Here is a 24,183-nt window from a genome sequence, read left to right on the forward strand (position 1 = left end):
TTTACTTATTGAGAGAGTTAAAAACCAAATGAGTAAAGTATTCCGTGGGAGTGACCTTTTCATTACAATTGGTCAATGAAGGAAAATGTTGTTTCAGGAAATACTGGTGGAGACAACCCTCTAAAACCGTACTAGCCAGACTGGAAGGATAGGGGTAATCAGGATCAACTCCCTGAATCATATCGCTTATTCTTAAAACCATGCGTTTGTAGATCTCAAAATAGCCTTCTTTATTTTCGGTATCTACCTCCTTGGTTAAGTAAGATTTTGAATATTCATTTATGATGATATCGTTGAGCAATACTTCATTGATATGAGAAAACGAAGCATCGAGAACAACAGGCTTGCTAATAACATTTATCGCTTGTCGTAATTTTTCTGAAGGATCTGATATGCTATTGGTGGCAAAAACAAATTGGTATTCCTGCCAGCCCCAATACCAGGAAGCAAGATACAACAACATCTTGTGCTTATTTTCAAAATATCGATAGATGGAACTCTCATTAGAACCGATCTTGACTCCTAATTTTTTAAAAGTAAAAGAATCGAATCCAATTTCATGGATCATAAGGATACTGTGCTCTACAATCCTTCTGCCCAAATCAGAAGATTCGGGGTCTTTCACATAAGTCTTGTGGTTCACCTCAATCTTGATAGCCTGCATCAAATGTTTCATATCGAATACTTTTGCGGCACAAAAATAATAGTATTGCTATCATATACTAATAGTTTAACTATTTTTTAACAAGAGTAATACTTGATATAAAGGAGGATTTTCAATATTTTTGACTGAACAACAAAACTAATTATTATGAATCGGCTATTGTTAATTGCACTATGTTTCCTTGGCGGGAGTTTAAGCCTCCAGGCACAGCAAACGCAACAGACTTCAATTGAAAAAGGAACGGTTCTCACCATCAATGAACCTGTTTCAGATGAATACCGTTACGTCTTATTTCCCCGTAAGAACTTTATCATCAAAAGAGGGGGAATCGCCAATCTTAAATCTGTTTACGGCAAAAAGGTAGAGGTGGTACATTATTCCTATACAGATAACGGGGACACCCGCGTTACGCTCAGAAGGACGGATGGAAGAAAATTTTTTAGAAACTTCAAAACTGTTGATGCCTACCTCGAAGATGCCTTGACAGCTGGGGAGTTGGTAAAATAAGTGTTTGTTCTCTGTTACCGGCACTGCCTTTACTATATAAAAGTTTAGGGGCAGGCCGGTTTTTTTATGGCCTATTGTAATACCTCAAGTGCCTTACCCTTAATAATCTTCATACCAATTAAACTTTTCCTTGATTATGGTATCTTTTTCCTCCTTTACATAGTCCAAATAAGCATTGGCAATAGGCGAGAATTTTTTAGAACTGAGCCAGATCAGGTTCCATGAAGTACTGATAGGCAATCCCTTAACCGGTAGAATTTGTAAGGAACCATTGTTAAGCTCATTTTTTAGGCCGATGATAGGCATGATAGAATAGCCTAAACCCGCAATAACGGCCTGTTTTAATGCCTCATTTGACGTTAATTGCATCATTTTACCTGTCCTGATCCCGCTAGCCCGGAGGAAATCTACCATAGCCCTTCTGGTTGCTGAACCCTTCTCTCTGAATATAAAAGGCAACTTTTCAAAATCGGATTTACGCACGATATTGCCCTTTTCAACAGGCGACCTGCTCCCCACGAGGTAGAGTTTGTTCTTCATTAATGTTACCTTGTCCACCTCAAATTGCTCCGGAAGAACCGAAACTAAAGCAAAATCGACCGCATTCTCTTCCAAACTTGAAATCACCCCCGCCTTATTGGTCACATCCATCTGTAGATCAACACCTTCATGAGCCCTCATAAAATCTGAAAGGAAGTACGGCATCACATATTTGGCTGTGGAGACAATCGAGATACGCAATGTCCCAACCAAATGTCCTTTATACGCCTTAGACCTGTAGCGAATACCCATAACTTCGTTGAGGATGCGTTCACTTACTTCTGCAATCTCATTCCCAAATTCGGTAATATACAACTGCCTACCAATGACTTCCGTAAGAGGAATATCAAACTGATCCTGAAGTTTTTTTAGTTGAATTGACACCGCCGGCTGGGTGAGGTGCAACACCTCTGAGGCCTTGGTTATACTCTTAGTTTCCGCTACCGTTTTAAAGATCCGTAACTGTTGAAGTGTATAATTCATAACTTTTGTTTATGTATTCTATATTAAATATAAATAATAATAATTCAAATATTCTCTAGACTTTTGTCAAAATTTTAAAAAAACAATCAACATGACTACTATTACGGTTGCTAAAGGAGATGGCATAGGTCCGGAAATAATGGACGCTACACTGAGCATTCTTAAGGCTGCAGGAGCAGAGATCAATTTTGAAGAAATCGAAATCGGAGAAAAAGTATACCTAAAGGGTAATACTTCAGGGATCTCCCCGGAAGCCTGGGATACTATTCGAAGAAACAAAGTCTTTTTAAAAGCCCCTATCACTACTCCACAAGGAGGAGGTTACAAAAGCCTGAATGTGACCACCCGTAAATCGCTGGGACTTTATGCCAACGTTAGACCGTGCAGAAGTCTTTCCCCTTTTATCGCCACAAAGCACCCCGAAATGGACGTGGTGATCATCAGGGAAAATGAAGAGGATCTCTATGCCGGCATTGAACACCAACAAACTGACGAAGTAGTACAATGCCTCAAATTGATTAGTAGACCGGGATGTGAAAAGATTATTCGGTATGCCTTTGAGTTTGCCCGCAAATACAAAAGAAAGAAAGTAACCTGTTTTACCAAGGACAATATCATGAAACAAACCGATGGTTTATTTCACCAGGTATTTACAGAAATCAGCGCCCAATACCCCGACATTGAAAATGAACACTGGATTGTGGATATAGGTGCTGCAAAAATGGCGGACACTCCTGAAGCCTTCGACGTAATAGTAATGCCCAATCTCTACGGAGACATCCTTTCAGACATAGCTGCCCAAATAGCAGGTTCTGTTGGACTTGCTGGTTCTTCTAACATAGGTGAGACCTGTGCCATGTTTGAAGCCATCCATGGATCAGCCCCAAGAAGGGCCGGACAAAACATGGCTAATCCCTCTGGACTTTTACAAGGAGCCATCATGATGCTCAACCATATTGGGCAAGCAGATGTGGCTGAAAAAATACAGAACGCCTGGCTCACCACCATAGAGAAAGGCATCCATACCTATGACATCTACAAAGAAGGCGTAAGTACCCGCAAGGTGGGCACTAAAGAGTTTGCCCAGGCCGTAATTGATCACCTGGAATCAACACCGGAAGTTTTGGATAAAGTAGTTTACGATAAGGGCACGCCCCTTAAACTTCCAACTTATCAGAGAAAACAAGCCGTGAAAAAGGACCTCCTTGGCGTAGATCTCTTTGTGCACTGGGAAGGATGGAAGGCCGGTGAGCTAGCTAAAAGACTGCAGCTTATGGACAGCACGGATATTAAGCTGACCATGATCACAAATCGAGGGATAATGGTTTGGCCCAAAGGGTTCGACGAAACCTTCTGTACGGACCACTGGCGATGCCGTTTCAGCAATCCATCCGGAACAAGGGTTGACAAAAAAGATATTGTCAATCTACTTCAAAAAGCCCTGGATCATGGAATTGACGTAATCAAAACTGAAAATCTATACGCCTTCGAAGGAAAGCCAGCATTCTCTCTTGGACAAGGACAATAATGTACAAACCAATAAAGCAATAAAACATGCAATCTTCTAAATTACTCTTATTAGTTCTCTTAAGCATCACATTCTTTCTGGGTTATATGGCCCTTTCGGATGAATTCACCATGCTCTATTCTGATACTCTGATCTCGGTAGGATTCATCCTGCTGTGTATTACATTTTTACGCCTTGGAACCATTAGAAAATAAAAATTTAATCTCTAAAATTTAATTGATATGAAAGTTCAAACTACAGTAACAAAAAAAGAACAAGCTACCCTTAAATTGGTAGAAGGAACCTATACTCCGTCTGAAGCGGCTGACATCCTTTTTTCCCTGATTGGAGACAAAATCAAATTCCACAATCTTCAGATGTTGAGTCTGCAGGAACGCTTTGGGATAGAATCGGTTCACTCCGAGCAAAGGATTAAGGAATTAAAGGCTGCCAAAATGGAAGCAAAAGACCTCATCTTACAAGCACGGGATGCGGGGTACACTTTGCAAATTGAAGGGGACATCAAAATAAGTTTCCTCTCCGAAGATCAGTAAAAGTCATTGTGATTGTCTTCATTTCTCACTTAAAGCCTGTTTATGGATTTACACTTATTGGTTGATAATTTAACCAACCCGGCTCTGCTATTTTTCTTTTTTGGAATTCTTGCAGTTCAACTTAAGAGCGACCTGGAGATCCCGCCGAGTTCTTCCAAATTTATTTCTCTTTATCTCTTATTTTCCATTGGCTTTAAAGGAGGACTGGAACTCTCCCATAGTGACCTGGATTTGGAGATCCTCTGGTCTTTGCTCTTCGGCTTACTACTGGCTATTGTAGTTCCGATTTACTCCTTTATTTTCCTGAGAAGAAAATTTGGAGTAGAGAATGCCGGAGCCATAGCTGCTGCTTATGGTTCTGTAAGTGCGGTGACCTTTGTTACAGCGGTTTCCTTTCTGGAAATGGAACAGATTCCTTTTGGAGGCCATATGGTAGCGGTAATGGCATTAATGGAAGCCCCTTCCATTATCGTGGGGGTCTTGCTGATGTCACTTTGCAAAAATGGCCGGGATAAAGACGTAAGCCTCAAAAGTGTTTTACATCATTCCCTCACCAATGGCAGTGTCCTCCTGATCCTGGGAAGTCTGTTAATCGGGTTTTTAGCGAATGATCAGCAGGCCGAAGGAATAACACCATTTACCACTGACATCTTCAAAGGATTTTTGGCAGTATTCTTACTCGATATGGGAATAACGAGTGGAAGGAAACTCTCTTCCTTTCTCGATAATGGCTGGACAGCACTGATTTTTGCCCTGGTCGTTCCCCTGATTAACGGATGTTCTGTGGCCTACTTAAGCAGCTTTATCACGGATAGTACAGGCAACCAATTCCTCTTTGCCATTTTAGCAGCCAGCGCATCTTATATTGCCGTGCCGGCTGCGATGAGACTCGCTGCGCCTAAAGCCAATCCAAGTCTCTACGTTCCCATGGCCCTGGCTATAACCTTCCCTTTTAATATTACTATAGGAATGCCAGTTTATCTTTTTATCATCCAAAACATTTAATAACTTCACCTAACCGATAAGGAAAGGGGTTGTTAGTATGGAGAAAACGAGGTGTGGATGGTGCCAGGGCAGTGAACGTTACCGCACATACCACGATGAGGAGTGGGGTGTGCCAGTAAAAGAGGACGATAAACTATTTGAATTTCTAATCCTTGAAACTTTTCAGGCAGGACTTAGCTGGATTACCGTATTAAATAAGAGAGAAAATTTTCGAAAAGCCTTTGATAATTTTGATTACAGAAAGATCGCTGCATACGATCAGAATAAAATAGACAGCCTTCTTCTCGATACCGGGATCATCAGAAACAAGTTAAAAATCAATGCTACTGTTAGCAACGCTTCAGCATTTATGCAAGTGCAAAAAGAGTTTGGCTCCTTTAGTTACTACATCTGGGAATTCGTCAATCATAAACCGATAAGAAATAGCTTTGAAAATGAATCGGAGATTCCCGGTAAAACTCCACTTTCCGACCAGATCAGCAAAGACCTGAAATCCCGAGGTTTTAAATTTGTCGGTAGTACCGTCATTTATGCCCATATGCAGGCTACAGGAATGGTAAATGATCATATAATCTCTTGTTTTCGTTATCATGAGATATAAATTACTCTTTTTATCTTCTTTTTGTTCTGGGGTTTTACCACTCAAGCACAGGCCAAATACGAGAGGGAATTTCGTATTAAAAAATCTGAATTTCCACAGAAGGCTTTAGAATTGGTAAACCAAAGAATTAAGGATGCGCGGAAGATTCGCTATTACAAAGAAATAGACAGTGTCACCATCACCTTCGAATCCAAATTTAAAAAGGATAAACTGCATTACAGCGTTAATTTTAATTCAAAGGGTGAATTGGAAGACATTGAAATTCAAATTAGTAAAGTTGATATCCCCAGTGATGTTTGGTCTTCAATCGCCGAACACCTTAATGGGGACTGTAAAAAATTTAAGATCAGAAGGTTACAACAGCAATATCCCTTAAAGAATGGTTTGTCTGCTGAGAAGATTATCAACGACGCCTTCCAAAACCTCATACTGCCATATATAAATTACGAACTGATCGTTGTCTGCAAGCGTGATTCTGGCAGGGAGGAATTTGAATATCTTTTCAACGCTCAAGGAGATTTCGTTTCAAAGCGAAAGTCATTACCGGCGAATTATGACCATATCCTGTATTAGAGCTGGTTATTATACTCTTCCCTTATCCTTTCTCTTTAGTATGTCGAGATATTCCTGTCTGGGTATCAGCTCTGCACCCAGACTTTCAAGATGGGGGGTGTGCAACTGGCAATCGATTAGTCTGTAATTCTTCTCTTCCAATTCCTTACACATATGGATAAGGGCGTATTTTGAAGCGTTGTCAACCTTGCTGAACATACTTTCACCGCAGAAAACATGACCAAAATCAAGGCCGTATAATCCGCCTACCAATTCATCTTCCTGCCATACTTCATAAGAATGAGCTATGCCTTTCTCGAACAAATTGGTATATGCTTCTATCATTTTATGCGTGATCCATGTGCCTCGTTGTCCTTGCCTTGGGGCATCGGCACATGCCTGCATCACCCTTTCAAAGGCCTGATCCCGGCTGATTCTGAATTGGCCCCTGTTGAGGTAATTTCGCATGCTTTTAGAAATCCTGACCTTAGAGGGAAATAAGACCATCCTCGGATCGGGACACCACCAAAGGATAAGGGAATCCTCATTAAACCAGGGAAATATCCCGTTACGGTACGCAAGGATCAATCTTTCGGGGGTAAGGTCTCCACCTGCAGCAAGCAACCCTTCAGGATTTGCCATTTCCACAGGTGGAAAAATCAACCTGTCATCCAGAAATGTTATGGGTCGGTTTTTATTCTTCAATGATAATCAGCTTTTGTCCTCAATGGAGGATCTGATTACTTTTTAAAATGGGAGATCATCGTGGTCTTCCTCGTTCAGCTCATTAGCCGGCTCAAAGGCATCCATCGGTGGCACAGGAGGAATTTCCTGAGAATTGGATTCCGCACTAATTTTTTCTATTCTCCAACCCTGAATTGAGTTAAAGTACTTGGTTTCACCCTGAGGATTTACCCATTCTCTGCCTCTGAGGTTGATACTCACTTTCACCTGATCTCCCTCTTTATAGGAGTTTAATAAATCGGTCTTATCCTGAACAAACTCTATCATAAGATGTTGAGGGTATTGTTCTTCAGTGGTCACTACCAGTTCCCTTTTCCTGAAACCATTAGACCCGTAGGTTTTGGTTTCGTCAATCATTTTAATCTTTCCTTGTATTTCCATAACTATTGTATTAACATGAGCACCTTCCATGCTGAAGACACCTCATTCTTCATTAAATATTCCTTTGCTTTCTTATGAATTAATTCCCGGTTGTTATTCTCTTTTAAACTCCTGATCTCAGGGTTCTCATTGACAAATTCATCGATCTCTTCTACTATTGGCAAGGCCTCTACGTTGCCGAGCATCCCCAGGTCATTTCCACTTAATATCTCACTGTTTCTTATATGTGAAGGGAGCTTGTCTACCCCCATCCCTTTGGAGCGTATCGGTTTTGGTACTTCAAACATACCCATATTTGCCCTTGTATACCAATTTCCTCCCATTCGGGCTACCTGATCGATCTTGTGCTGGTCAATGCCGCCATCTGGATTGAGAATTCTTTTGGCCAGGTGAATTTTTACGACTTCTGCAAAAACGAGATTCCCCGCACCGCCTTCCTGCCCCATTGGCTCCACCTTCATTACGCGGCATTCAAACTGAACAGGCGACTCGCCAACTCTAAACGGCCTCACTTCTTCAGAGGCAATCATGGTGAGTCCGGCTTTTACAAATTCATTCTCCCCTTCCTCATATTCTGTGCTGGCCAGGGACATTTGTTGTACCATATCAAAATCGACAACATTGATGACCACTTCCCTGATTTTCATCACATTTTCAAGTGTGTGTTTCGTAGTATTATCGCGAACCCTTCGAGCCGGTGAAAATATCATCACAGGCGGATTTGCACTAAAAACATTAAAAAAACTAAAGGGTGATAAATTTGGTCTGCCTTCCTCGTCAATTGTACTGGCGAAGGCAATAGGCCTGGGACCTACAGCGCCTAATAAATAGGCATGTAATTCAGACACAGGGAGTTCTGATGGGCTAACGCTTAGCATTTTAGACATAGATGGCAAAGGTACATAAATTACAGTCAATTTTTAAGGGAGACGGAGCTGTGAGATACAACAATTACCAGCAAATTAAGTTATCTTTAAATCACGTTTATAAAGGATGGCATTTAATCCAAAAAACAAATTCTCCAATATATTCCTACTGATAGCATCATTTGTTATCGTGAGCCTTATCCTGTGGAATACCAATAGTTTTTTTAAGAAATTTAAGGAAGAAGAGCGCTATAAAATGGAGATTTGGGCAACAGCACAGTCCGAATTACTTCAATCCTCCGAAGATCGCGATCTGGGCAACCTGCACGTAAAAATTTTTCAGAATAACACCTCTACCCCCATGATCCTTGTAAATAAGGATGGATCAATCAAGACCAACAACATGCCCCCGGAGATAGAATCAGATTCGCTGGAGATTCAACGCAAGATCCGGAAATTTGGCAGTGAAAACAGACCCATTTCGATCACTTACGACAGCGAAACCCTGGCTACACTGTATTACGGTAATTCAGAGGTGTTAAATAAACTAAAATACTATCCGATTGCCCTACTATTGATCATCCTGCTCTTTGGTGCGGTGATTTTCTTTTTCTTTAAAACCACTAAAGCATCTGAACAAAACAAGTTATGGGCCGGGATGGCAAAAGAAACAGCACATCAGATCAGTACCCCCTGACGTCCCTGCTCGGCTGGAACGAGCTATTAAAAAATGAGAATCTCAACAACGAAATAACATTAGAAATTGAGAAGGATATAGACCGTCTCCAGACTATTACAGAGCGATTCTCAAATATTGGCTCACTCCCTAAGTTAGAGCGACTAGATATTGTTGAGGAAACCAAAAAGGCCTTTGAATACCTGCAATTGAGAAGTTCACGCCTGATTCAATACTCCTTTAATTCGAAAGTAGATTCCTTACCAATCATGCTCAACAGTGCACTTTACAACTGGACAATAGAAAATCTTGTAAAAAACGGAATTGATGCCATGAAAGGGAAAGGATCTATTTCACTGGAGATCATCCCGGATGGCAAATACGTGAACATCCTGATCTCTGACACCGGGCAGGGTATCCCGAAAAGCAATTTTCAAACCATTTTTGAACCCGGAGTAACCTCTAAGAAAAGGGGATGGGGACTTGGTTTGTCTCTGGTAAAACGCATCGTAGAAGAATACCACCAGGGAAAAATAAAAGTTTTAACCTCTAGCAAGCAGGGAACTGTTATGCAAATTTCATTACTGATAAATCCTTAGTTATGGCTAAAGAACAACTTGATATTATCAAAGAAGCCGATCTTACAAACAATTGCCCTGAATGTTTTAACCAGGAACTAAAGTTAACCTTCTATCAGAAGCATGTCATTAGCAAATTTTACAATAAGACCACAGGAGAGGTGAGTCAGGACATACGTTGTGTTACCTGTGGCTCGGTGATCTATCCGGTTTCATGGACAGAGGATATTGAACGTAGTTTTGAATACTTTCAGAAAATGGTAGTTCCTCAACCGAAACGTATTAAGCTTACCCAATTGAGTTTTGTGCTTATTTTTCTTTTTCTCACAATATCGGCAGCTCTATTTTACCTCTATTTTACGGGTGTATTCAAAGATGTGATTTGATCCTGGCTGCCACTTCCTCAAATTCATCTTTGCTAAGAGAAACCTTTTCCTGAAAAGTAGCATTGGCCATCTTCTGCAAAGGGATTAGATGTACGTGAACGTGCGGTACTTCCAGACCAATAACGGTCATCCCAACACGCTTACACGGAATGGCAGCTTCCAGCGCTATACCCACTTTTCTCGCAAAATTCATCAGTCCTGAATAGGTCTCTTCATCCAGGTCGAGTAGTTTATCCACTTCTTTTTTGGGAACACAGAGGGTATGTCCAACTGCATTGGGATTGATGTCCAGGAAAGCAAAAAAATCCTCGTCCTCTGCGATCTTGTAACAGGGAATTTCTCCCTCGATGATCTTGGTGAATATGCTCGACATAATTTGAGTATTGATGAAAAAAATCCTGCTGTTAAAAGCAGGATTAAAGATAGAAATATTTTGATCTCAGTTCCTTGTGATTTCTAAAATTTCGAATTTCAAGGTCCCATTGGGTACACTGATCGATGCCGTATCCCCTACTTTTTTTCCAAGTAATCCCTTTCCTATTGGCGAAGTAACGGAGATTTTACCTGATTTAAGGTCCGCCTCACTCTCGGCAACCAAGGTATACTTCATCTCCATACCATTCTGTTTATTTCGCAGTTTTACGGTGGATAAGACCAAGACCTTGGAGGTATCTAATTGTGATTCGTCTATAAGTCGGGCATTAGCGAGTGTCTCTTCTAATTTGGCGATCTTTAATTCGAGAAGGCCCTGTGCCTCCTTTGCCGCATCGTATTCAGCATTCTCAGACAAATCGCCTTTATCCCTTGCTTCAGCGATAGCCTGTGAGGCTAACGGACGTTCAACATCCCTCAGTTGATTGAGTTCTTCCTTTAATTTCTTTAGTCCTTCTGCGGTGTAATAGGATACATTGCTCATATCGTCCTCTTTTTAGAAATAGAAAATCCCCTGCATCTTCCACCCGGATTACAGGTGTATTTTAGAGAGGATTATGGTCAAAGATACAGATTTTTTGATGAATTTTGCAGTACCATACATTTAGCGGAAGACTGATGAGATCAATTCAAATACTGTTTTTATTCTTTTTGCTGCTCGCCTGCAGCAATGACCAGGGTCAGAGAAATCCTTATTTACAGGAAATAGGTTTCCGATTTGAGATCAATCTCAACCTCCCCCTTTACAGTCCGCTTACCAATCCGGGCAATACGGTTTATATTGGCGGACAAGGTGTTGGGATCCGCGGAGTGTTTGTCACGAATACCGGCTTTGCTTATCGCGTTTTTGAAGCCAGTTGCCCGAATCATTCGCCCAGCTCCTGTTCCACTACGGAACTCAGTGGTCAGACTGCCGTCTGCGATTGTGAAGGGTTTGAATACAGCCTTTTTACTGGACAGCAATTCTCTGTGCCCGACGACGGCATGCGATACTACAATATGTTGGAATACCGGGCCTCACAAAACGGAAACATAGTTATTATCAGCAATTGACATCTAACCGGCGAGTCCTGACCAATTCATTCATCTTAAAACTGTAATTGTACCCCCAACAGCGCATTGATCCCTGCTTGTGGATAAAATCCTGCCCCTTCAATGGTTGTGGTTGTTCCAGGATTAGAAAAATCATCATCAAAGGTGAAAAAATATCCATTTGACACGTATTTCGCATCGAAGATGTTGTTCACCAGGGCAGATAATACTATCCTTTTTACCAGGTGCCGCGGCTGAATTTCATAGGAGATATTAAAATCTGTTTGGGAATAGGCATCCAGAACCGAAACTTCGGCATCGATGTTTCCCATATACTGTTTCCCTACGTATTTGGTAAGCAAGGCGAGCGTAAATTCCGGACTTGGTTCATATGCGATCCTGTTTCCGATAATCAATCCGGGAGAATACGCAATATTAGTATTACCCAATTCTTCCAGGATCCCGTCTCTCTGAAAAACAAAATCGATATTCTTGTTGGTGCTTACGGCCAGATTGGGTTGCCATTTAAATCTCTTTCCGAGTTTCAGCGCAGCGTCTATTTCAAGTCCGAGGCGGTAACTATCCCCTACATTTGCCCTTAATGGCGCACCAACATCATTTAATTCCCCGGTTAGCACCAACTGATCCTTATACCGCATATAAAACAAATTGGTGTTGATCTGTACATCCGGTGTGATTAACCTCCATCCCAATTCCAGGTCGTTCAGGCGTTCGGGTCTGGGGTTGCCGTTTTCATAGTCATTTCTGTTGGGTTCCCTGTTGGCGACAGCCCAGGAAAAATAAAAGTTATTGTTCACGTCCAAATCATACACTATTCCCGCCTTTGGATTAAAGAAATTAAAAGTGTCATCTACAAGTCCGGTTTCGTTTCCATTGGCTTCATAACGTACAGATCGCAACTGCAAATCTCCGTAAAGGCTCCACTTCTCATTCCATTTATAATTCAATTTCGCGAAGATGTTAAAATCTGTTTTTCTGGAATTATCATCGTAGTACCGGTCCCTGATATCAGCTTCGGGGGCAAATCGCGCCCATATCACCTCCCCGAAATGGTCGCCTTCGTATAAATTGTATCCTCCTCCCAGGATCAACTTGGCCCTATCAAAATCCTTATTGATCGAAAATACGGTGCCGTAGAAATCATTATCAAGCCATCTTCTCCTTACCAAATCAGTTTCCGTAATCAATTCGCCATTAACCGTAATAGGATCGTATCCGTAGGTATCAAAGTCGTCGTCTTCCCTGTATTGCTCAAAATACCCTCTGCCTCTGGTGTAATGAAAAGCAATACTGGAATTCCAGCCCTGCCCCAGATTTTGATTCCAGTGGAGTTGGGCGTGGTCTTGTTTGTAATTATCCACCTCGTTCTCGTAGAATCTGGTCTCTCCATTTTCATCTGTAAACTGTCCTGCCGGGTTGAACCTACGATTGGTAACCAGGGTTTCTGCATCAATACCAAAGTACGCCTGATATGTGATTTCATGGCCCCCAAACAGCAAGGCTTTAACCAGGGTGTTCTCATCCCTGAAGGCGCCCTGCAGGAAATAGGAATCAAGGGCAGAGGAGGCCCTGTCTATATACCCGTCTGAAATAATCCTCGAAAGCCTGCCAGAAAATTCAAAGGCATCATTGAGCAAGCCGGTTGAGAATTTTACGTTGTTTCTCATCGTGTTGAAACTCCCATAGGAAGTGGCAAGTTGTGCATATCCTTCTTCAGAGACGGCATCGGTCAACAAATTAAGACTCGCTCCAAATGCCCCGGCCCCATTCGTGGAAGTTCCAACCCCCCGCTGTAATTGAAGGTCCTCGGTGGAAGAAGCAAAATCGGGCAAATTAACCCAAAAAGTGCCATGAGACTCAGAATCATTGTATGGAATACCGTTTATGGTTACATTAACCCTTGTAGCATCACTTCCCCTAACCCTGATTCCGGTATAACCTACTCCCGCTCCGGCATCTGAAGTAGTAACCACGGAGGGAAGAAAGTTCAGCAAAATAGGGATGTCCTGTCCGAGATTCCTCGGAGCTAATTCTGCCTTGGTAATGTTGGAAAAAGTGACGGGCGACTCCTTAGTAACCCTTACCGATGACACCAATACCTCATCCAGAACAATCTCTTTTGCTGTGGTGGTGTCTTTTTCCTGCTGCTGTCCAAATGTTATTCCCAAACTACCTATGAGAACCGAAAATAAAATTCCTCTTTTCATTCAATTTGATTTTTGAATAAAAGGGGTAATTATTCAATGAAAACTAACTTTATGTAATTGGATACCCATTTGGAAAGAGTCGAACATGGGTCGGATTCTTTCTCAATTTCGTACAACTTAAGGTATTCCCGGAAGCACGATCCCTTGGCGGCATTACCCGCCCAGGTTCATTGGGTATACTCTCAGCCAGTTTTGCTCAACTCAGAAGTAAAGTCAATACCGGCACCCCTTTGAGATAGATCAAAGATAAGTACTTGTTTCGTAATATTTAATAAAATTACCGAAGGATACTGATTAAGTTAGCTGATGAGCCGACTTTAATAAATCGTTTACTGTCTTTACAGGATTAAAGGTGGCTGAAGGCACTTCAACAAAAATTGTGTTCCAATAGGCCATGGCACCATTCCACAGTCCGGGGAGTTCCAGGGCCTTTAAGGTCTTGCCGGCCTTTGTTTTTTCGGTGATAAATCCTTGCTTTTCGTCTACGAAATTCAGCAAATCGTATTTATCTCCTTTAAAGTCTTTTACACCACATACAAGGTCTACCGGATTGAAATGTGTGGCTTTTTTAAAGATTTCCGATTGATGTTCATGCTCGAGATCTACCTGGGCTGATTCCACAATCTGCAGGCTGATATTTCCATTTCTGTCCCTTACCCAATACGGCCCGCCTCCTGGCTCGCCTTCATTTTTTACCATCCCACAAACCCGTATGGGCCTGTGGAGTTTATCTTTTAAGATCTCTATCTGCTGCCCCAGGGTAAATCCACCGTAGTTGTCAGAAAATCGAACGTTAAGGTCGTTTTCGAGGAACGACTTTATGCGGTCTAATTCTTCGCCGTCCATACTGTGATCCTCGAGAACCTTAGAATATCGGAAGACTTTTTCCTGTAGTTCAATAAGTACGCCGGCCAGCACTTTTTTCGATCTTGCGATCTCGTCACATTGATCCCGGGTCACTACGTTGTCAATATTCTTGATAAAGATAATATCGGCATCATGCCTATTGAGGTTTTGAATCAATGCTCCATGTCCACCAGGCCTGAACAGGACCGAATTATCCTCGTTTCGGAAAGGCTGATTCTCGAGAGTTACAGCGATGGTGTCTGTAGCCTGACTTTGATAAGAATAATCAACTTTAAAACTCGTGCCGGTTCTTTCAGACGCTCTTTTTTTGACTTTCTTTAGCTCCTTATCGAAAAGGGACTGATGTTGTTCCGAAATGGTAAAATGGAGAGCGGCTTTGTCCTTCCCCTTGGCGTAAAAAGCAGCTTCATCCAGGTGTTCTTCAAAGGCAGTAACCATTTGATCGTCGTATTTGTGAAAAGGCAGGAGTCCTTTTGGGTAAAACCCATAATTCAATCCGTCTTCGCTGAGGAGTTCTTTTACAAAATTAAACTTCGCCTTATCTTCGGCTAAGTCCTTAGCTTTTATACGTCCTAATACCATATCGTAAAAAGGCAGGTCTTTGGCACCTTTGAAAAATTGATCCATTTCTCTTTGATCAGTCCTGCTTATATAGGAAGAAAAAGCTTCTTTCCCGGGGTCGTAATTATCCAGAAAACTAAAAAGCGATTTAAACATTCTCGATGCCGCTCCTGATGCAGGAACAAACTTGAGGAGAGAGAGCTTAGTCTGAGAGGCCTCGAATTTCTCCACATATTTTTGCTCATCTGCAGGATCCGTTTTTAATATTCCCTCCCCTACTACTGCCGGGCTGTATAAATTGATAAAAGGAATACCTTCGACAAAGGTTTTGATCTGTCCCTCAACTGTTTTCCTGCTAATTCCTTTTTCTTCTAACTGCTTTACATCGTTTTGAGTAAATTCAATCATGTTCTAGTATTTTGTCAATGTATTTTACGGCCTTGCCGAGCCTCTCTTCGGGGCTCCCTTTTAGAGTAAAAAATGGCCTATTGTATTTTTCGAGGGTATTCTTAAAGTAAGAAAACATCATTTCCCTTTCCTCAGGCTTGTCTCTTAAATCGTCTTTAACCCAGGGAGTGTCAATATAGGTCAGAAGATACAAATCATATTGATTCTGGAGGGCAAATTTTTCCAAAATAGGATCTGTGTATCCAAGGTAGTAGGCCTCAGAATACACCTTAGTTTCCAGCAGATCTGTATCGCAGATCAAGAGCTTCTCCGCTTTTTCCGTATACTCATTTTCAAGCCGCATTTGTCCTTCGGCAATAGGAAGAAGATCGTGAGGTTCGCAAGTTTTTTGTTCCCTGTCCCATTTGTCCTGCAGGTATTCCCTGGCGTATTCGGGTACCCAAAGGGTATTGTAATGAGAGGCTAATTGCTGCGATAGCGTTGTCTTTCCAGTTGATTCCGGGCCAAACAAAACAATCTTTACAATGTCTGATGGGTGCTGTTTAAATCTTTCTTCCATGCGATGTAGCCCTGGACAGCCAGGACGGTAAAGATAAGATATTGAAGGGAAAGCATTCCCCAGCCTCTGTATGCATATAGCGGAACGGTGATAATATCTGCCAGAATCCAAAGGGTCCAGTTCTCGAGTTTTTTATTGGCCATGTACCACATTGCCGTAAAGAAGATCCCTGAAGTAAATATATCGATGTAATTGGCTTCATTTAGAAGGGTCCCAAAACCTTTGTAGACCCCGAAAGTGATTCCCATCGTCATAAGGAACAAAAGAACTCCAATGATTTTTTCACGGGTATTGGTCCTGGTAATTTGTACTACTCTTTCGTCACCTTTTACCCTGGCCCAGTTCCACCAGCCGTATATACTCATAATGGAATAGTAAAAGTTCATCATCATATCACCAAAAAGAGCATCGATGTAAAAAAGGTAAACTGTGATTACAGTCGCTACCAACCCTGTTGGATATACCAGGATATTTTCTTTCTTGGCATAGACAACGCTGGCTATCCCGAAAAAAAATGCGATAGCTTCAAGTACAATGAGGTAAGGTTCCCTTCCTGAATAGGGATCGAGAAAGAAATCAGAAATGGGGTTCATACTCGCTGCGATCCGATTTAACTATTTTGATGTACACCAATCCGTTATCCATAGTCTCAAAAGACGTTTTCAACTGAGACTTAATGAGGTTCATCACCTGGTCATAGGGTCCATAGACCTGTGTGCTCAATGGATTTTCAACGACTTTTAAACCGGATGCCCTAAGGGATTTTATAAAGGATATAATCGGCTCTTCAAATTGATCCTGAAGCGGACTCAACGTAAGTTCTACTGAAATATTCATAGGGCTTCTTTGTTGTTTTGGATTAAGTACTCTTCTGAGTCTCTGGATTTTAATTGTATGGCATATGCACAGGTAAAACCTTCAAATTCATTAAAGTGGATCTCAAAAAAAGAATACTGGCCATTGAGGTGGATCAATCCTTTGGTCTTCCCACTTTCCAGATCAAAGTCTTCTATATCAATATGCTTAAGGAAACTTAGTCCGATAGTAGAATTGATCTTGTATAGCGATTCCTTAGCTCCCCAGACCACTGTAAGCTTCTTCATTAACTGGTATGGCTCAGAAAATGAACCGTATTCTTCAATGGGTGTAAACTTATGTGCAATTTTCAGGATCTTTTCCCGCTGTTTCTCAATGTCAATCCCCACGGGTATATTCTTGCTGACCACTATTGCACTGAATTGATAAGAATGGGTAATGGAAATAAAAGATCCATCCTTTAAATGCGGTTTCCCGAGATCGTCGTAATACAAGTCGTGATCTATATAGCCCTCCTCGGCCATCAAATGACGGATACTGAGAAATCCCCTGCGATGCAGTTCAGATTTCATCCCCTCGTAACGCTCTTGACAATGAGGTGTAAGTTTTATCCCCCGACCCAGGTCTTCCTCCGCTTCTGAAATCTTCCAGATATGTACGCGTATCCCTGGATTTATTGTTATTGTTTTGTAAAGGGGCATGGGAATTTTTAAGTTATCACTATCTTTGAGGTCGAAAAAAAAATTGCGGTTTTCCGCTTGCTAACGAAAGTAAAAATAAAAAAAGAGATGAGCATTAAAACTGTGCCGTATGTGCCCCACAAAGTAAAAGACCTTTCCCTTGCTGCATGGGGGAGAAAGGAAATAGAATTGGCAGAAGCAGAAATGCCCGGACTGATGTCCCTCAGAGAAGAATTTAAAGAAGAACAACCTCTGAAAGGTGCCCGGATTGCCGGCTGTCTTCACATGACTATTCAGACTGCGGTACTCATAGAGACACTCGTTGCCCTTGGAGCAGAAGTGACCTGGAGTTCTTGCAATATCTTTTCAACCCAGGATCAGGCAGCTGCAGCTATAGCCGCTACCGGTATTCCGGTTTACGCCTGGAAAGGGATGAATGAAGAGGAATTTGATTGGTGTATAGAACAAACTCTTTTCTTTGGAGAGGACAGAAAACCCTTAAATATGATTCTCGATGACGGAGGAGATTTAACGAATATGGTTTTGGACAGATATCCGGAATTAGCCTCCGGGATCAAAGGATTATCTGAAGAAACAACTACCGGTGTTCACCGTCTTTACGAAAGGATGAAAAACGGAACACTTCCCATGCCTGCGATCAACGTAAACGATTCGGTGACCAAGTCGAAATTTGACAATAAATACGGTTGTAAAGAGAGTGCCGTTGATGCGGTTAGAAGAGCCACAGATACTATGCTGGCCGGCAAAAAAGTGGTAGTAGCCGGATACGGTGATGTTGGAAAAGGAACCGCCGCTTCTTTCAGAGGCGCCGGATCTATTGTTACAGTGACAGAAATTGATCCAATTTGTGCCTTGCAGGCCTGTATGGATGGTTTTGAGGTAAAAAAATTAGAAACTGTAATTGGAAATGCAGACATTATTGTAACTGCTACCGGAAATAAAGACATCATCCGCGAAGAACATTTTAGAGCCATGAGAGATAAGGCGATTCTTTGTAATATTGGCCATTTCGACAATGAAATTGATATGGCTTGGCTGAATTCTCAATACGGGAAAACAAAAGACGAGATCAAGCCTCAAGTTGATAAGTACACCATAGAAGGGAAGGATGTAATTGTGTTGGCAGAGGGCCGTCTGGTAAACCTGGGTTGCGCAACCGGCCATCCGAGTTTTGTGATGAGCAATTCTTTTACAAATCAGACCCTGGCGCAGATAGAGCTTTGGAAATACAGTGATAAATACGAAAATAAAGTATATATGCTGCCAAAACACCTGGATGAGAAGGTGGCTAAGTTACACCTTTCACGTCTGGGAGCAGAACTCACGGAAATGGACAAAGAGCAGGCTGATTACATCGGAGTACCTCAAAACGGTCCTTTCAAACCAGATTATTATCGATATTAATCTGAAATTGATATCATAAAAAAAGCTCTTGATTTCTCAAGAGCTTTTTTTATTTCTGGAAAACGGGTTTAAGCGTCAAATGGTTCGATGGAAACATAAGATTTTCCTCCGGCCTTTTTCTCAAACTTCACCATCCCGTCTACCATGGCATGCAAAGTGTGATCTTTACCTGCGTATACGTTTTCTCCGGGATTGTGTTTGGTTCCCCTTTGTCTTACAATAATATTTCCGGCAGTAGCAGCCTGGCCGCCAAAGATCTTAACTCCAAGTCGTTTCGACTCCGATTCTCTTCCGTTTTTGGAACTACCTACACCTTTTTTATGTGCCATAATTCTATATGTTTAGCGGAGTGATCTCCTAATTATTTACTTAATGCGGCGATGAGTTCGGCCTTCTTCATAGAAGAATACCCCTCAACACCTCTAGATTTTGCCATTGCTTTCAGCTCAGCAACCGTGTTCTTACTCAGATCAGCTGATGCTTTAGGAGCTGCTTTTTTGGTCTCTTTTGCCTTGGGAGCTTCCTTTTTAGCTTCCGGAGCTGCTTTCTTAGGAGCAGTTTCCTTCTTTGCTTTTGGAGATTCTTTTGCAGGAGCAGCCTCTTTCTTGGCTTCTACCTTTTTAGCTCCTTTGGCAATAATACCTTCAATCTGGATTTCAGTGAGGAACTGACGATGTCCGTTCTTCTTCTGATAACCTTTTCGCCTTTTCTTTTTAAAGACGATTACTTTGTCACCCTTGAGGTGCTTAACGACTTTTGCCTCTACAGCAGCGCCGTCTATAGCCGGGGCGCCAACAGTAACATTCTTACCGTCTTCCAAAAGAAGAACATTATGAAAAGAAACCTTCTTTCCCTCTTCTTCTTTTAAGCGGTGAACGTAAACCTTCTGGTCTTTCGCAACCTTAAATTGCTGCCCTGCTATTTCTACAATTGCATACATAGCGTTGAATTAAATGATTAACCTATTCTGTCCCGCCGTTCAACTTAAACGTCCGAAGGAACTTTTAGGAGGGTGCAAATATACTGCTAAATTGATAAATCGCAAGGGTTTTGATTATAAAAAAGACTGTCCCTTACTTGGTATTATTAGTAGACTTAAACAGTTGCATAAACGATAAGGTAAGGACAATACTGGTGGCAAAACCCATGATCGCTACGGTAAAGAAAACTATAGCCTCAAAACTATCAAATCTGCTAAACCATTGTGAAGAGAGATGTTCAAGAAATTCCGGATCTATTTCGGTAGCGTAGATGGCAAAAAATACAGTAAATATGAGAGTTGCCACAAAACCTGTGACAATTCCTGCTTTAAACCCTGTACCGTAAGTAAATTTGTCTTTTTCCTGGATCTTAAAGTATTTGATCGCTTCGTAAATAGCAAAGCCCGTTATTATTCCGTTGAACAAACTGTAAAATACATTGGTGTGCAGATCAACAAGAGACAGGATCAAGAAATAAGCAATAAGGCTTCCGCTGGCAGCAATTCCAAAGCGAATGGGAAGTGCGATTTTCTTCATAGGATTATTGGTTGTTTTAAGGCTTTCAAAGTATGAAATTATCGTTAATATGGCTGTTAATTCTTGTTAAAGCTATGGGAATTTTTATATTTACGGAACTAAAATTGTAGTATCTTCACAGATTTACCAGATTATTACAAAAATAGATTTACTTCATTTAATTTAATTACCAAACACATGAGAAAAAGAAAATTTTCAGTACCCTTCATGGCCCTGCTCTTCATGGTTCTGACCGCCGGAGCCCAGGAAGTAGTTTATGAGGAGTACGATCTGGATAACGGCTTGCACGTTATCCTGCATCAGGACAACACAGCACCGGTAGTGACTACTTCGGTGATGTACCACGTAGGTGGAAAGGACAGAACCGAAGGGCGAACAGGTTTTGCTCATTTATTTGAACATTTACTCTTCGAAGGAACAAAGAATATAGAAAGAGGGAAATGGTTTGAGATAGTCTCTTCAAATGGAGGCAGAAACAATGCCAATACCTCTCAGGACAGAACCTATTATTACGAAGTTTTTCCAAGCAACAACCTGAAATTAGGGCTCTGGATGGAATCTGAAAGAATGCTGCATCCCATTATAAACCAGGAAGGGATTGATACACAGCAGGAAGTAGTAAAAGAAGAAAAAAGACTTCGATATGACAACTCTCCCTATGGGCAGCTATTGCCGGTACTTGGAGAAAACCTGTTTAAAGTGCATCCTTATAAGGATCCCAATATAGGCTATATGGAAGATCTGGATGCCGCTACGCTTGAAGATGTGATCGCTTACAACAAGAAATACTACGTGCCCAATAATGCGGTACTGGTTGTAGCAGGCGATATTGATGTAGCTGAGACCAAGAAATTGATCTCTGATTATTTCGGGCCTATCCCACGAGGAGCTGATATCCAAAGAAGTTATCCTAAGGAAGAGCCTATCACAGAGGAGATCAAGGCAACGGCCTACGATCCTAACATTCAGATCCCGGCTGTGATGGTGGCTTACCGAACTCCTGGATTTGCAGAACGAGATGCTTACGTACTGGATATGATATCGACTTACCTCAGCGATGGTAAAAGTTCGAAGCTCTACAAGAAGATTGTGGACGACCAGAAACAGGCTTTGCAAGTAGGAGCATTTAACATTGGGCAGGAAGACTATGGCATGTATCTGGTTTTTGCATTGCCTGTAGGTGAAACACCCCTCGAAGTGCTAACTGCGGAAATGGAAGAAGAAGTTGCCCTGGTAAGGACCGAGCTTATTTCAGAAAAGGATTACCAAAAACTTCAAAATAAATTTGAAAACAGATTTGTCAACTCCAATGCCAGTGTTGAAGGAATTGCAGGAACTCTCGCCACTTCGTATATGTTGTACGGTGACACTGACCTGATCAACAAGGAGATTGATATATTCAGATCGATAACCCGCGAAGAAATAAGGGAAGTTGCAGCAAAGTATTTGAAGCCCAACCAGCGTGTAGTGATCGATTATTTACCCAAAGACAAAACAGACAATTAAAAGATGAAAAGAATAATATATACTTTGATAATTGCATTTATAACGGTGTCTGTCACTGCACAGATCGACCGTTCTAAAATGCCTGAACCCGGGCCAGCCCCGGAGATCAATCTGGAAGATCCACAACAGTTTGAACTCGCCAATGGCTTGAAAGTCATGGTGGTGGAAAATCACAAATTGCCAAGAGTCTCTATGCAATTAACCCTTGACAATCCTCCCATTTTGGAAGGAGATAAGGCAGGAGTTTCGAGTTTAACAGGGGCTCTTTTAGGAAACGGATCAACTTCAATCCCAAAGGATGAATTTAATGAGGAAGTTGATTTCCTTGGCGCTAGTATCAGCTTTGGTTCACAAAGTGCATTTGCCAGTTCCCTGTCTAAGTATTTCCCCCGGATTCTTGAATTAATGGCTGATGCGGCCATTAATCCCAACTTTACACAGGAGGAATTTGACAAAGAGAAGGATAAACTTATAACCGGACTTAAAACTCAGGAGAAGGATGTTTCTGCTATTGCAGGAAGGGTACAAAGAGCACTAGCTTATGGTACTGATCACCCCTACGGAGAATTCACTACCGAGGAAACGGTCAACAACGTAAGTCTGTTGGATGTAAACCGATTCTATGAGAGTTATTTTGTGCCTGCCAATGCTTATTTGGTAGTCATCGGAGATGTAGAGTTCGATCAGGTAAAAGAACTGGTCACAGAAGCATTTACCCCGTGGACAAAGGCTGCGCCTCCGTCATTATCGTTCTCTAAACCTTTGGATGCTCAGTACACCCAGATTAACTTTGTAGATGTTCCCAATGCTGTTCAATCTGAAATTACGGTCCAAAACCTGGTAGATCTGAAAATGAAAGATGAGGACTACCTTCCCGCTATTGTTGCCAATCAGATCCTCGGAGGAGGAGGTGAAGCAAGATTGTTTTTGAATTTAAGGGAGGACAAAGGATATACCTATGGGTCTTATTCGCGTATAGGAGATAATAAATATGTTCCTGCCAGATTCAGCGCTTCGGCAAGCGTTAGGAATGTCGTTACTGATAGTTCCGTTGTTGAATTGCTCTCTGAGATTGACAGAATCGCCAAGGAACCTGTATCGGCTAAAGAACTGGCAAATACCAAGGCTAAATACGTTGGAAACTTTGTGATGGCTCTCGAAAGACCGTCTACAATAGCCAGGTATGCTCTTAATATCGAAACTGAAGACCTGCCAAGTGACTTCTACAAGACCTACCTTGAAAGGATAAATGCCATAACCATCGAGGATGTTCAGGCAGCAGCAAGTAAATACTTTTCTGCAAATAATGCGAGAGTAGTTGTAGCCGGTAAGGGAAGTGAAGTTCTGGAAAACCTGGAGAAAGTCACTTTTAACGGGAAGTCGGTTCCGATCAAATACTTCGACAAATACGCCAATGAAACTGAAAAACCGGATTACGAGGCCAGCGTGCCCGAAGGTGTAACAGTGCAATCGGTGATCGATAAATATTTTGAGGCCATTGGTGGGAAAGATAATGTAGCTGCCATAGAATCCCTTAAGCTCGTCTATGAAGGCAGTGCGATGGGAGCTACGATCAAAGTTGAGGAGAAAAAAACCGCAGATAAATACGCTCAGACTACCTTTATGAACAATGCTCCTATGATGGGAGTTATTGCCAAAGGCGACGAGTTGTACATGAAGCAGGGCGCCAATAAAACACCATTACCCCCGGATCTTCAGCAAGACATGAAGAGTTCGATGGGAATCTTCCCGGAGCAAAAGATTGCGACCAACCCTGATGCCAAAATTGGCGGAACCGAAATGTTGGATGGGAAAGAAGTAATTAAAATAGAGGTTCCCGGAAAGGTGGTGCAGGCAACCTACTACTACGATGTAGAATCCGGTCTGAAAGTGAAAGAAGCATCTGTAACTTCCATGAATGGGCAAACCCAAAACCAGGAAAGCATGTTGATGGATTATCAGGAGTTTGATGGGATTAAATTTCCGACTCTGAAGACCAGTAATCTAGGGCCGCAGACCATTGAGGTCAGGTTACTTGAAGCTGTTATCAACTATTCCGTAACAGAGGCAGATTTCGAATAAACGAATACAATCTAAATTATCAAACG

Annotated in this window: 28 protein-coding genes and 1 pseudogene; 13 read left to right on the forward strand and 16 right to left on the reverse strand. The window is 41.8% G+C overall.

The genetic code is table 11. From position 1 onward, the window contains the following. Position 1: 1 nt before the first annotated feature. Positions 2–676 (reverse strand): TetR/AcrR family transcriptional regulator, encoded by a 675-nt coding sequence (locus EQY75_RS11640; protein WP_129606052.1) that lies wholly within the window; start codon positions 674–676, stop codon positions 2–4. Between the two features lie 135 nt (positions 677–811). Here EQY75_RS11640 and EQY75_RS11645 point away from each other — a divergent pair, with 135 nt between their 5' ends. Then, complete coding sequence (locus EQY75_RS11645; RefSeq protein ID WP_129606054.1) at positions 812–1,171, forward strand: hypothetical protein; 360 nt, start codon at positions 812–814, stop codon at positions 1,169–1,171. A 99-nt stretch (positions 1,172–1,270) separates the two neighbouring features. On the opposite strand, the gene EQY75_RS11650 is transcribed toward EQY75_RS11645, so the two are convergent. Beyond that, a complete protein-coding gene (locus tag EQY75_RS11650) occupies positions 1,271–2,194 on the reverse strand; it encodes a LysR family transcriptional regulator (RefSeq protein ID WP_129606056.1) in 924 nt (307 codons plus the stop codon). A 91-nt stretch (positions 2,195–2,285) separates the two neighbouring features. Between EQY75_RS11650 and EQY75_RS11655 the strand changes: the two genes are divergently transcribed. From EQY75_RS11655 to EQY75_RS11675, 6 genes are all read left to right on the forward strand, one after another. Beyond that, positions 2,286–3,722: an NADP-dependent isocitrate dehydrogenase gene (locus tag EQY75_RS11655; protein ID WP_129606058.1), complete on the forward strand. Its 1,437-nt coding sequence runs from the start codon at positions 2,286–2,288 to the stop codon at positions 3,720–3,722. Positions 3,723–3,748: 26 nt separating this feature from the next. Next, complete coding sequence (locus EQY75_RS14025) at positions 3,749–3,916, forward strand: hypothetical protein (protein ID WP_165200647.1); 168 nt, start codon at positions 3,749–3,751, stop codon at positions 3,914–3,916. Between the two features lie 27 nt (positions 3,917–3,943). Further along, entirely contained in the window at positions 3,944–4,255 is a 312-nt protein-coding gene (locus tag EQY75_RS11660) for a hypothetical protein (protein WP_129606060.1), read from the forward strand. Between the two features lie 42 nt (positions 4,256–4,297). Further along, a complete protein-coding gene (locus tag EQY75_RS11665) occupies positions 4,298–5,260 on the forward strand; it encodes a sodium-dependent bicarbonate transport family permease (RefSeq protein WP_129606062.1) in 963 nt (320 codons plus the stop codon). A gap of 37 nt (positions 5,261–5,297) precedes the next feature. Next, positions 5,298–5,861, forward strand: coding sequence for a DNA-3-methyladenine glycosylase I (locus EQY75_RS11670; RefSeq protein WP_129606064.1), 564 nt, complete (start codon positions 5,298–5,300; stop codon positions 5,859–5,861). A 111-nt stretch (positions 5,862–5,972) separates the two neighbouring features. Then, positions 5,973–6,434: a hypothetical protein gene (locus EQY75_RS11675; RefSeq protein ID WP_246019878.1), complete on the forward strand. Its 462-nt coding sequence runs from the start codon at positions 5,973–5,975 to the stop codon at positions 6,432–6,434. A 9-nt stretch (positions 6,435–6,443) separates the two neighbouring features. Here EQY75_RS11675 and aat read toward each other — a convergent pair whose 3' ends face one another. From aat to EQY75_RS11690, 3 genes are read right to left on the reverse strand one after another with little or no spacing between them, the layout of a single operon-like run. Continuing rightward, a complete protein-coding gene (gene aat / locus EQY75_RS11680; RefSeq protein ID WP_129606068.1) occupies positions 6,444–7,118 on the reverse strand; it encodes a leucyl/phenylalanyl-tRNA--protein transferase in 675 nt (224 codons plus the stop codon). A gap of 42 nt (positions 7,119–7,160) precedes the next feature. Beyond that, positions 7,161–7,538: a DUF3127 domain-containing protein gene (locus EQY75_RS11685; protein WP_129606070.1), complete on the reverse strand. Its 378-nt coding sequence runs from the start codon at positions 7,536–7,538 to the stop codon at positions 7,161–7,163. Between the two features lie 2 nt (positions 7,539–7,540). Then, the gene (locus tag EQY75_RS11690) at positions 7,541–8,416 is read right to left on the reverse strand and encodes a flavin reductase family protein (protein WP_129606072.1); all 876 of its coding nucleotides are present in this window, start codon (positions 8,414–8,416) and stop codon (positions 7,541–7,543) included. A gap of 115 nt (positions 8,417–8,531) precedes the next feature. Between EQY75_RS11690 and EQY75_RS11695 the strand changes: the two are divergent. Together EQY75_RS11695 and EQY75_RS11700 are read left to right on the forward strand one after the other, a co-directional pair. Further along, a pseudogene (locus EQY75_RS11695) lies at positions 8,532–9,679 on the forward strand (sensor histidine kinase). Positions 9,680–9,681: 2 nt separating this feature from the next. Then, a complete protein-coding gene (locus EQY75_RS11700; RefSeq protein WP_129606073.1) occupies positions 9,682–10,044 on the forward strand; it encodes a hypothetical protein in 363 nt (120 codons plus the stop codon). On the opposite strand, the gene EQY75_RS11705 is transcribed toward EQY75_RS11700, so the two are convergent. Together EQY75_RS11705 and greA are read right to left on the reverse strand one after the other, a co-directional pair. After that, positions 10,028–10,417 carry an HIT family protein gene (locus EQY75_RS11705; RefSeq protein WP_129606075.1) on the reverse strand — a complete coding sequence of 130 codons (390 nt, stop codon included), beginning with the start codon at positions 10,415–10,417 and terminating at the stop codon, positions 10,028–10,030. The genes EQY75_RS11700 and EQY75_RS11705 overlap by 17 nt on opposite strands. 66 nt (positions 10,418–10,483) lie before the next feature. Further along, entirely contained in the window at positions 10,484–10,960 is a 477-nt protein-coding gene (gene greA, locus EQY75_RS11710; protein ID WP_129606077.1) for a transcription elongation factor GreA, read from the reverse strand. A gap of 134 nt (positions 10,961–11,094) precedes the next feature. Between greA and EQY75_RS11715 the strand changes: the two genes are divergently transcribed. Then, positions 11,095–11,529, forward strand: a complete 435-nt coding sequence (locus tag EQY75_RS11715; protein WP_129606079.1) for a Rieske (2Fe-2S) protein — start codon at positions 11,095–11,097, stop codon at positions 11,527–11,529. 35 nt (positions 11,530–11,564) lie between these two features. On the opposite strand, the gene EQY75_RS11720 is transcribed toward EQY75_RS11715, so the two are convergent. The 6 genes from EQY75_RS11720 to EQY75_RS11745 form a co-directional block, all read right to left on the reverse strand. Then, on the reverse strand, positions 11,565–13,736 hold the full coding sequence (locus tag EQY75_RS11720) for a TonB-dependent receptor (RefSeq protein WP_129606081.1): 2,172 nt from the start codon (positions 13,734–13,736) through the stop codon (positions 11,565–11,567). 294 nt (positions 13,737–14,030) lie between these two features. Continuing rightward, positions 14,031–15,572, reverse strand: coding sequence for a DUF4301 family protein (locus EQY75_RS11725; protein WP_129606083.1), 1,542 nt, complete (start codon positions 15,570–15,572; stop codon positions 14,031–14,033). Continuing rightward, complete coding sequence (locus EQY75_RS11730) at positions 15,565–16,131, reverse strand: AAA family ATPase (protein WP_129606085.1); 567 nt, start codon at positions 16,129–16,131, stop codon at positions 15,565–15,567. The genes EQY75_RS11725 and EQY75_RS11730 overlap by 8 nt, the downstream gene beginning before the upstream one ends. Continuing rightward, entirely contained in the window at positions 16,092–16,724 is a 633-nt protein-coding gene (gene pnuC, locus EQY75_RS11735) for a nicotinamide riboside transporter PnuC (RefSeq protein ID WP_129606087.1), read from the reverse strand. Before pnuC ends, EQY75_RS11730 begins: the two co-directional genes overlap by 40 nt. Next, positions 16,708–16,968 (reverse strand): thiamine-binding protein, encoded by a 261-nt coding sequence (locus EQY75_RS11740; RefSeq protein ID WP_129606089.1) that lies wholly within the window; start codon positions 16,966–16,968, stop codon positions 16,708–16,710. The genes pnuC and EQY75_RS11740 overlap by 17 nt, the downstream gene beginning before the upstream one ends. Next, the gene (locus EQY75_RS11745; RefSeq protein WP_129606091.1) at positions 16,965–17,648 is read right to left on the reverse strand and encodes a 4'-phosphopantetheinyl transferase family protein; all 684 of its coding nucleotides are present in this window, start codon (positions 17,646–17,648) and stop codon (positions 16,965–16,967) included. Before EQY75_RS11745 ends, EQY75_RS11740 begins: the two co-directional genes overlap by 4 nt. An 87-nt stretch (positions 17,649–17,735) precedes the next feature. Here EQY75_RS11745 and ahcY point away from each other — a divergent pair, with 87 nt between their 5' ends. Further along, the gene (gene ahcY / locus EQY75_RS11750; protein WP_129606092.1) at positions 17,736–19,052 is read left to right on the forward strand and encodes an adenosylhomocysteinase; all 1,317 of its coding nucleotides are present in this window, start codon (positions 17,736–17,738) and stop codon (positions 19,050–19,052) included. Between the two features lie 68 nt (positions 19,053–19,120). Here the strand turns inward: ahcY and rpmA are convergent, their stop codons facing one another. The 3 genes from rpmA to EQY75_RS11765 form a co-directional block, all read right to left on the reverse strand. Beyond that, on the reverse strand, positions 19,121–19,381 hold the full coding sequence (gene rpmA / locus EQY75_RS11755; protein ID WP_129606094.1) for a 50S ribosomal protein L27: 261 nt from the start codon (positions 19,379–19,381) through the stop codon (positions 19,121–19,123). A 32-nt stretch (positions 19,382–19,413) separates the two neighbouring features. Then, the gene (rplU, locus tag EQY75_RS11760) at positions 19,414–19,992 is read right to left on the reverse strand and encodes a 50S ribosomal protein L21 (RefSeq protein ID WP_129606096.1); all 579 of its coding nucleotides are present in this window, start codon (positions 19,990–19,992) and stop codon (positions 19,414–19,416) included. A 133-nt stretch (positions 19,993–20,125) separates the two neighbouring features. Further along, complete coding sequence (locus tag EQY75_RS11765; protein WP_129606098.1) at positions 20,126–20,569, reverse strand: DUF4199 domain-containing protein; 444 nt, start codon at positions 20,567–20,569, stop codon at positions 20,126–20,128. A gap of 177 nt (positions 20,570–20,746) precedes the next feature. On the opposite strand from EQY75_RS11765, the gene EQY75_RS11770 reads away from it, so the two are divergent. Together EQY75_RS11770 and EQY75_RS11775 are read left to right on the forward strand one after the other, a co-directional pair. Continuing rightward, the gene (locus EQY75_RS11770; RefSeq protein ID WP_129606100.1) at positions 20,747–22,075 is read left to right on the forward strand and encodes a M16 family metallopeptidase; all 1,329 of its coding nucleotides are present in this window, start codon (positions 20,747–20,749) and stop codon (positions 22,073–22,075) included. A 3-nt stretch (positions 22,076–22,078) separates the two neighbouring features. Continuing rightward, positions 22,079–24,157: a M16 family metallopeptidase gene (locus tag EQY75_RS11775; RefSeq protein ID WP_129606102.1), complete on the forward strand. Its 2,079-nt coding sequence runs from the start codon at positions 22,079–22,081 to the stop codon at positions 24,155–24,157. Positions 24,158–24,183 lie beyond the last annotated feature (26 nt).

The organism is Muriicola soli, assembly GCF_004139715.1.
GTDB lineage: Bacteria > Bacteroidota > Bacteroidia > Flavobacteriales > Flavobacteriaceae > Muriicola > Muriicola soli.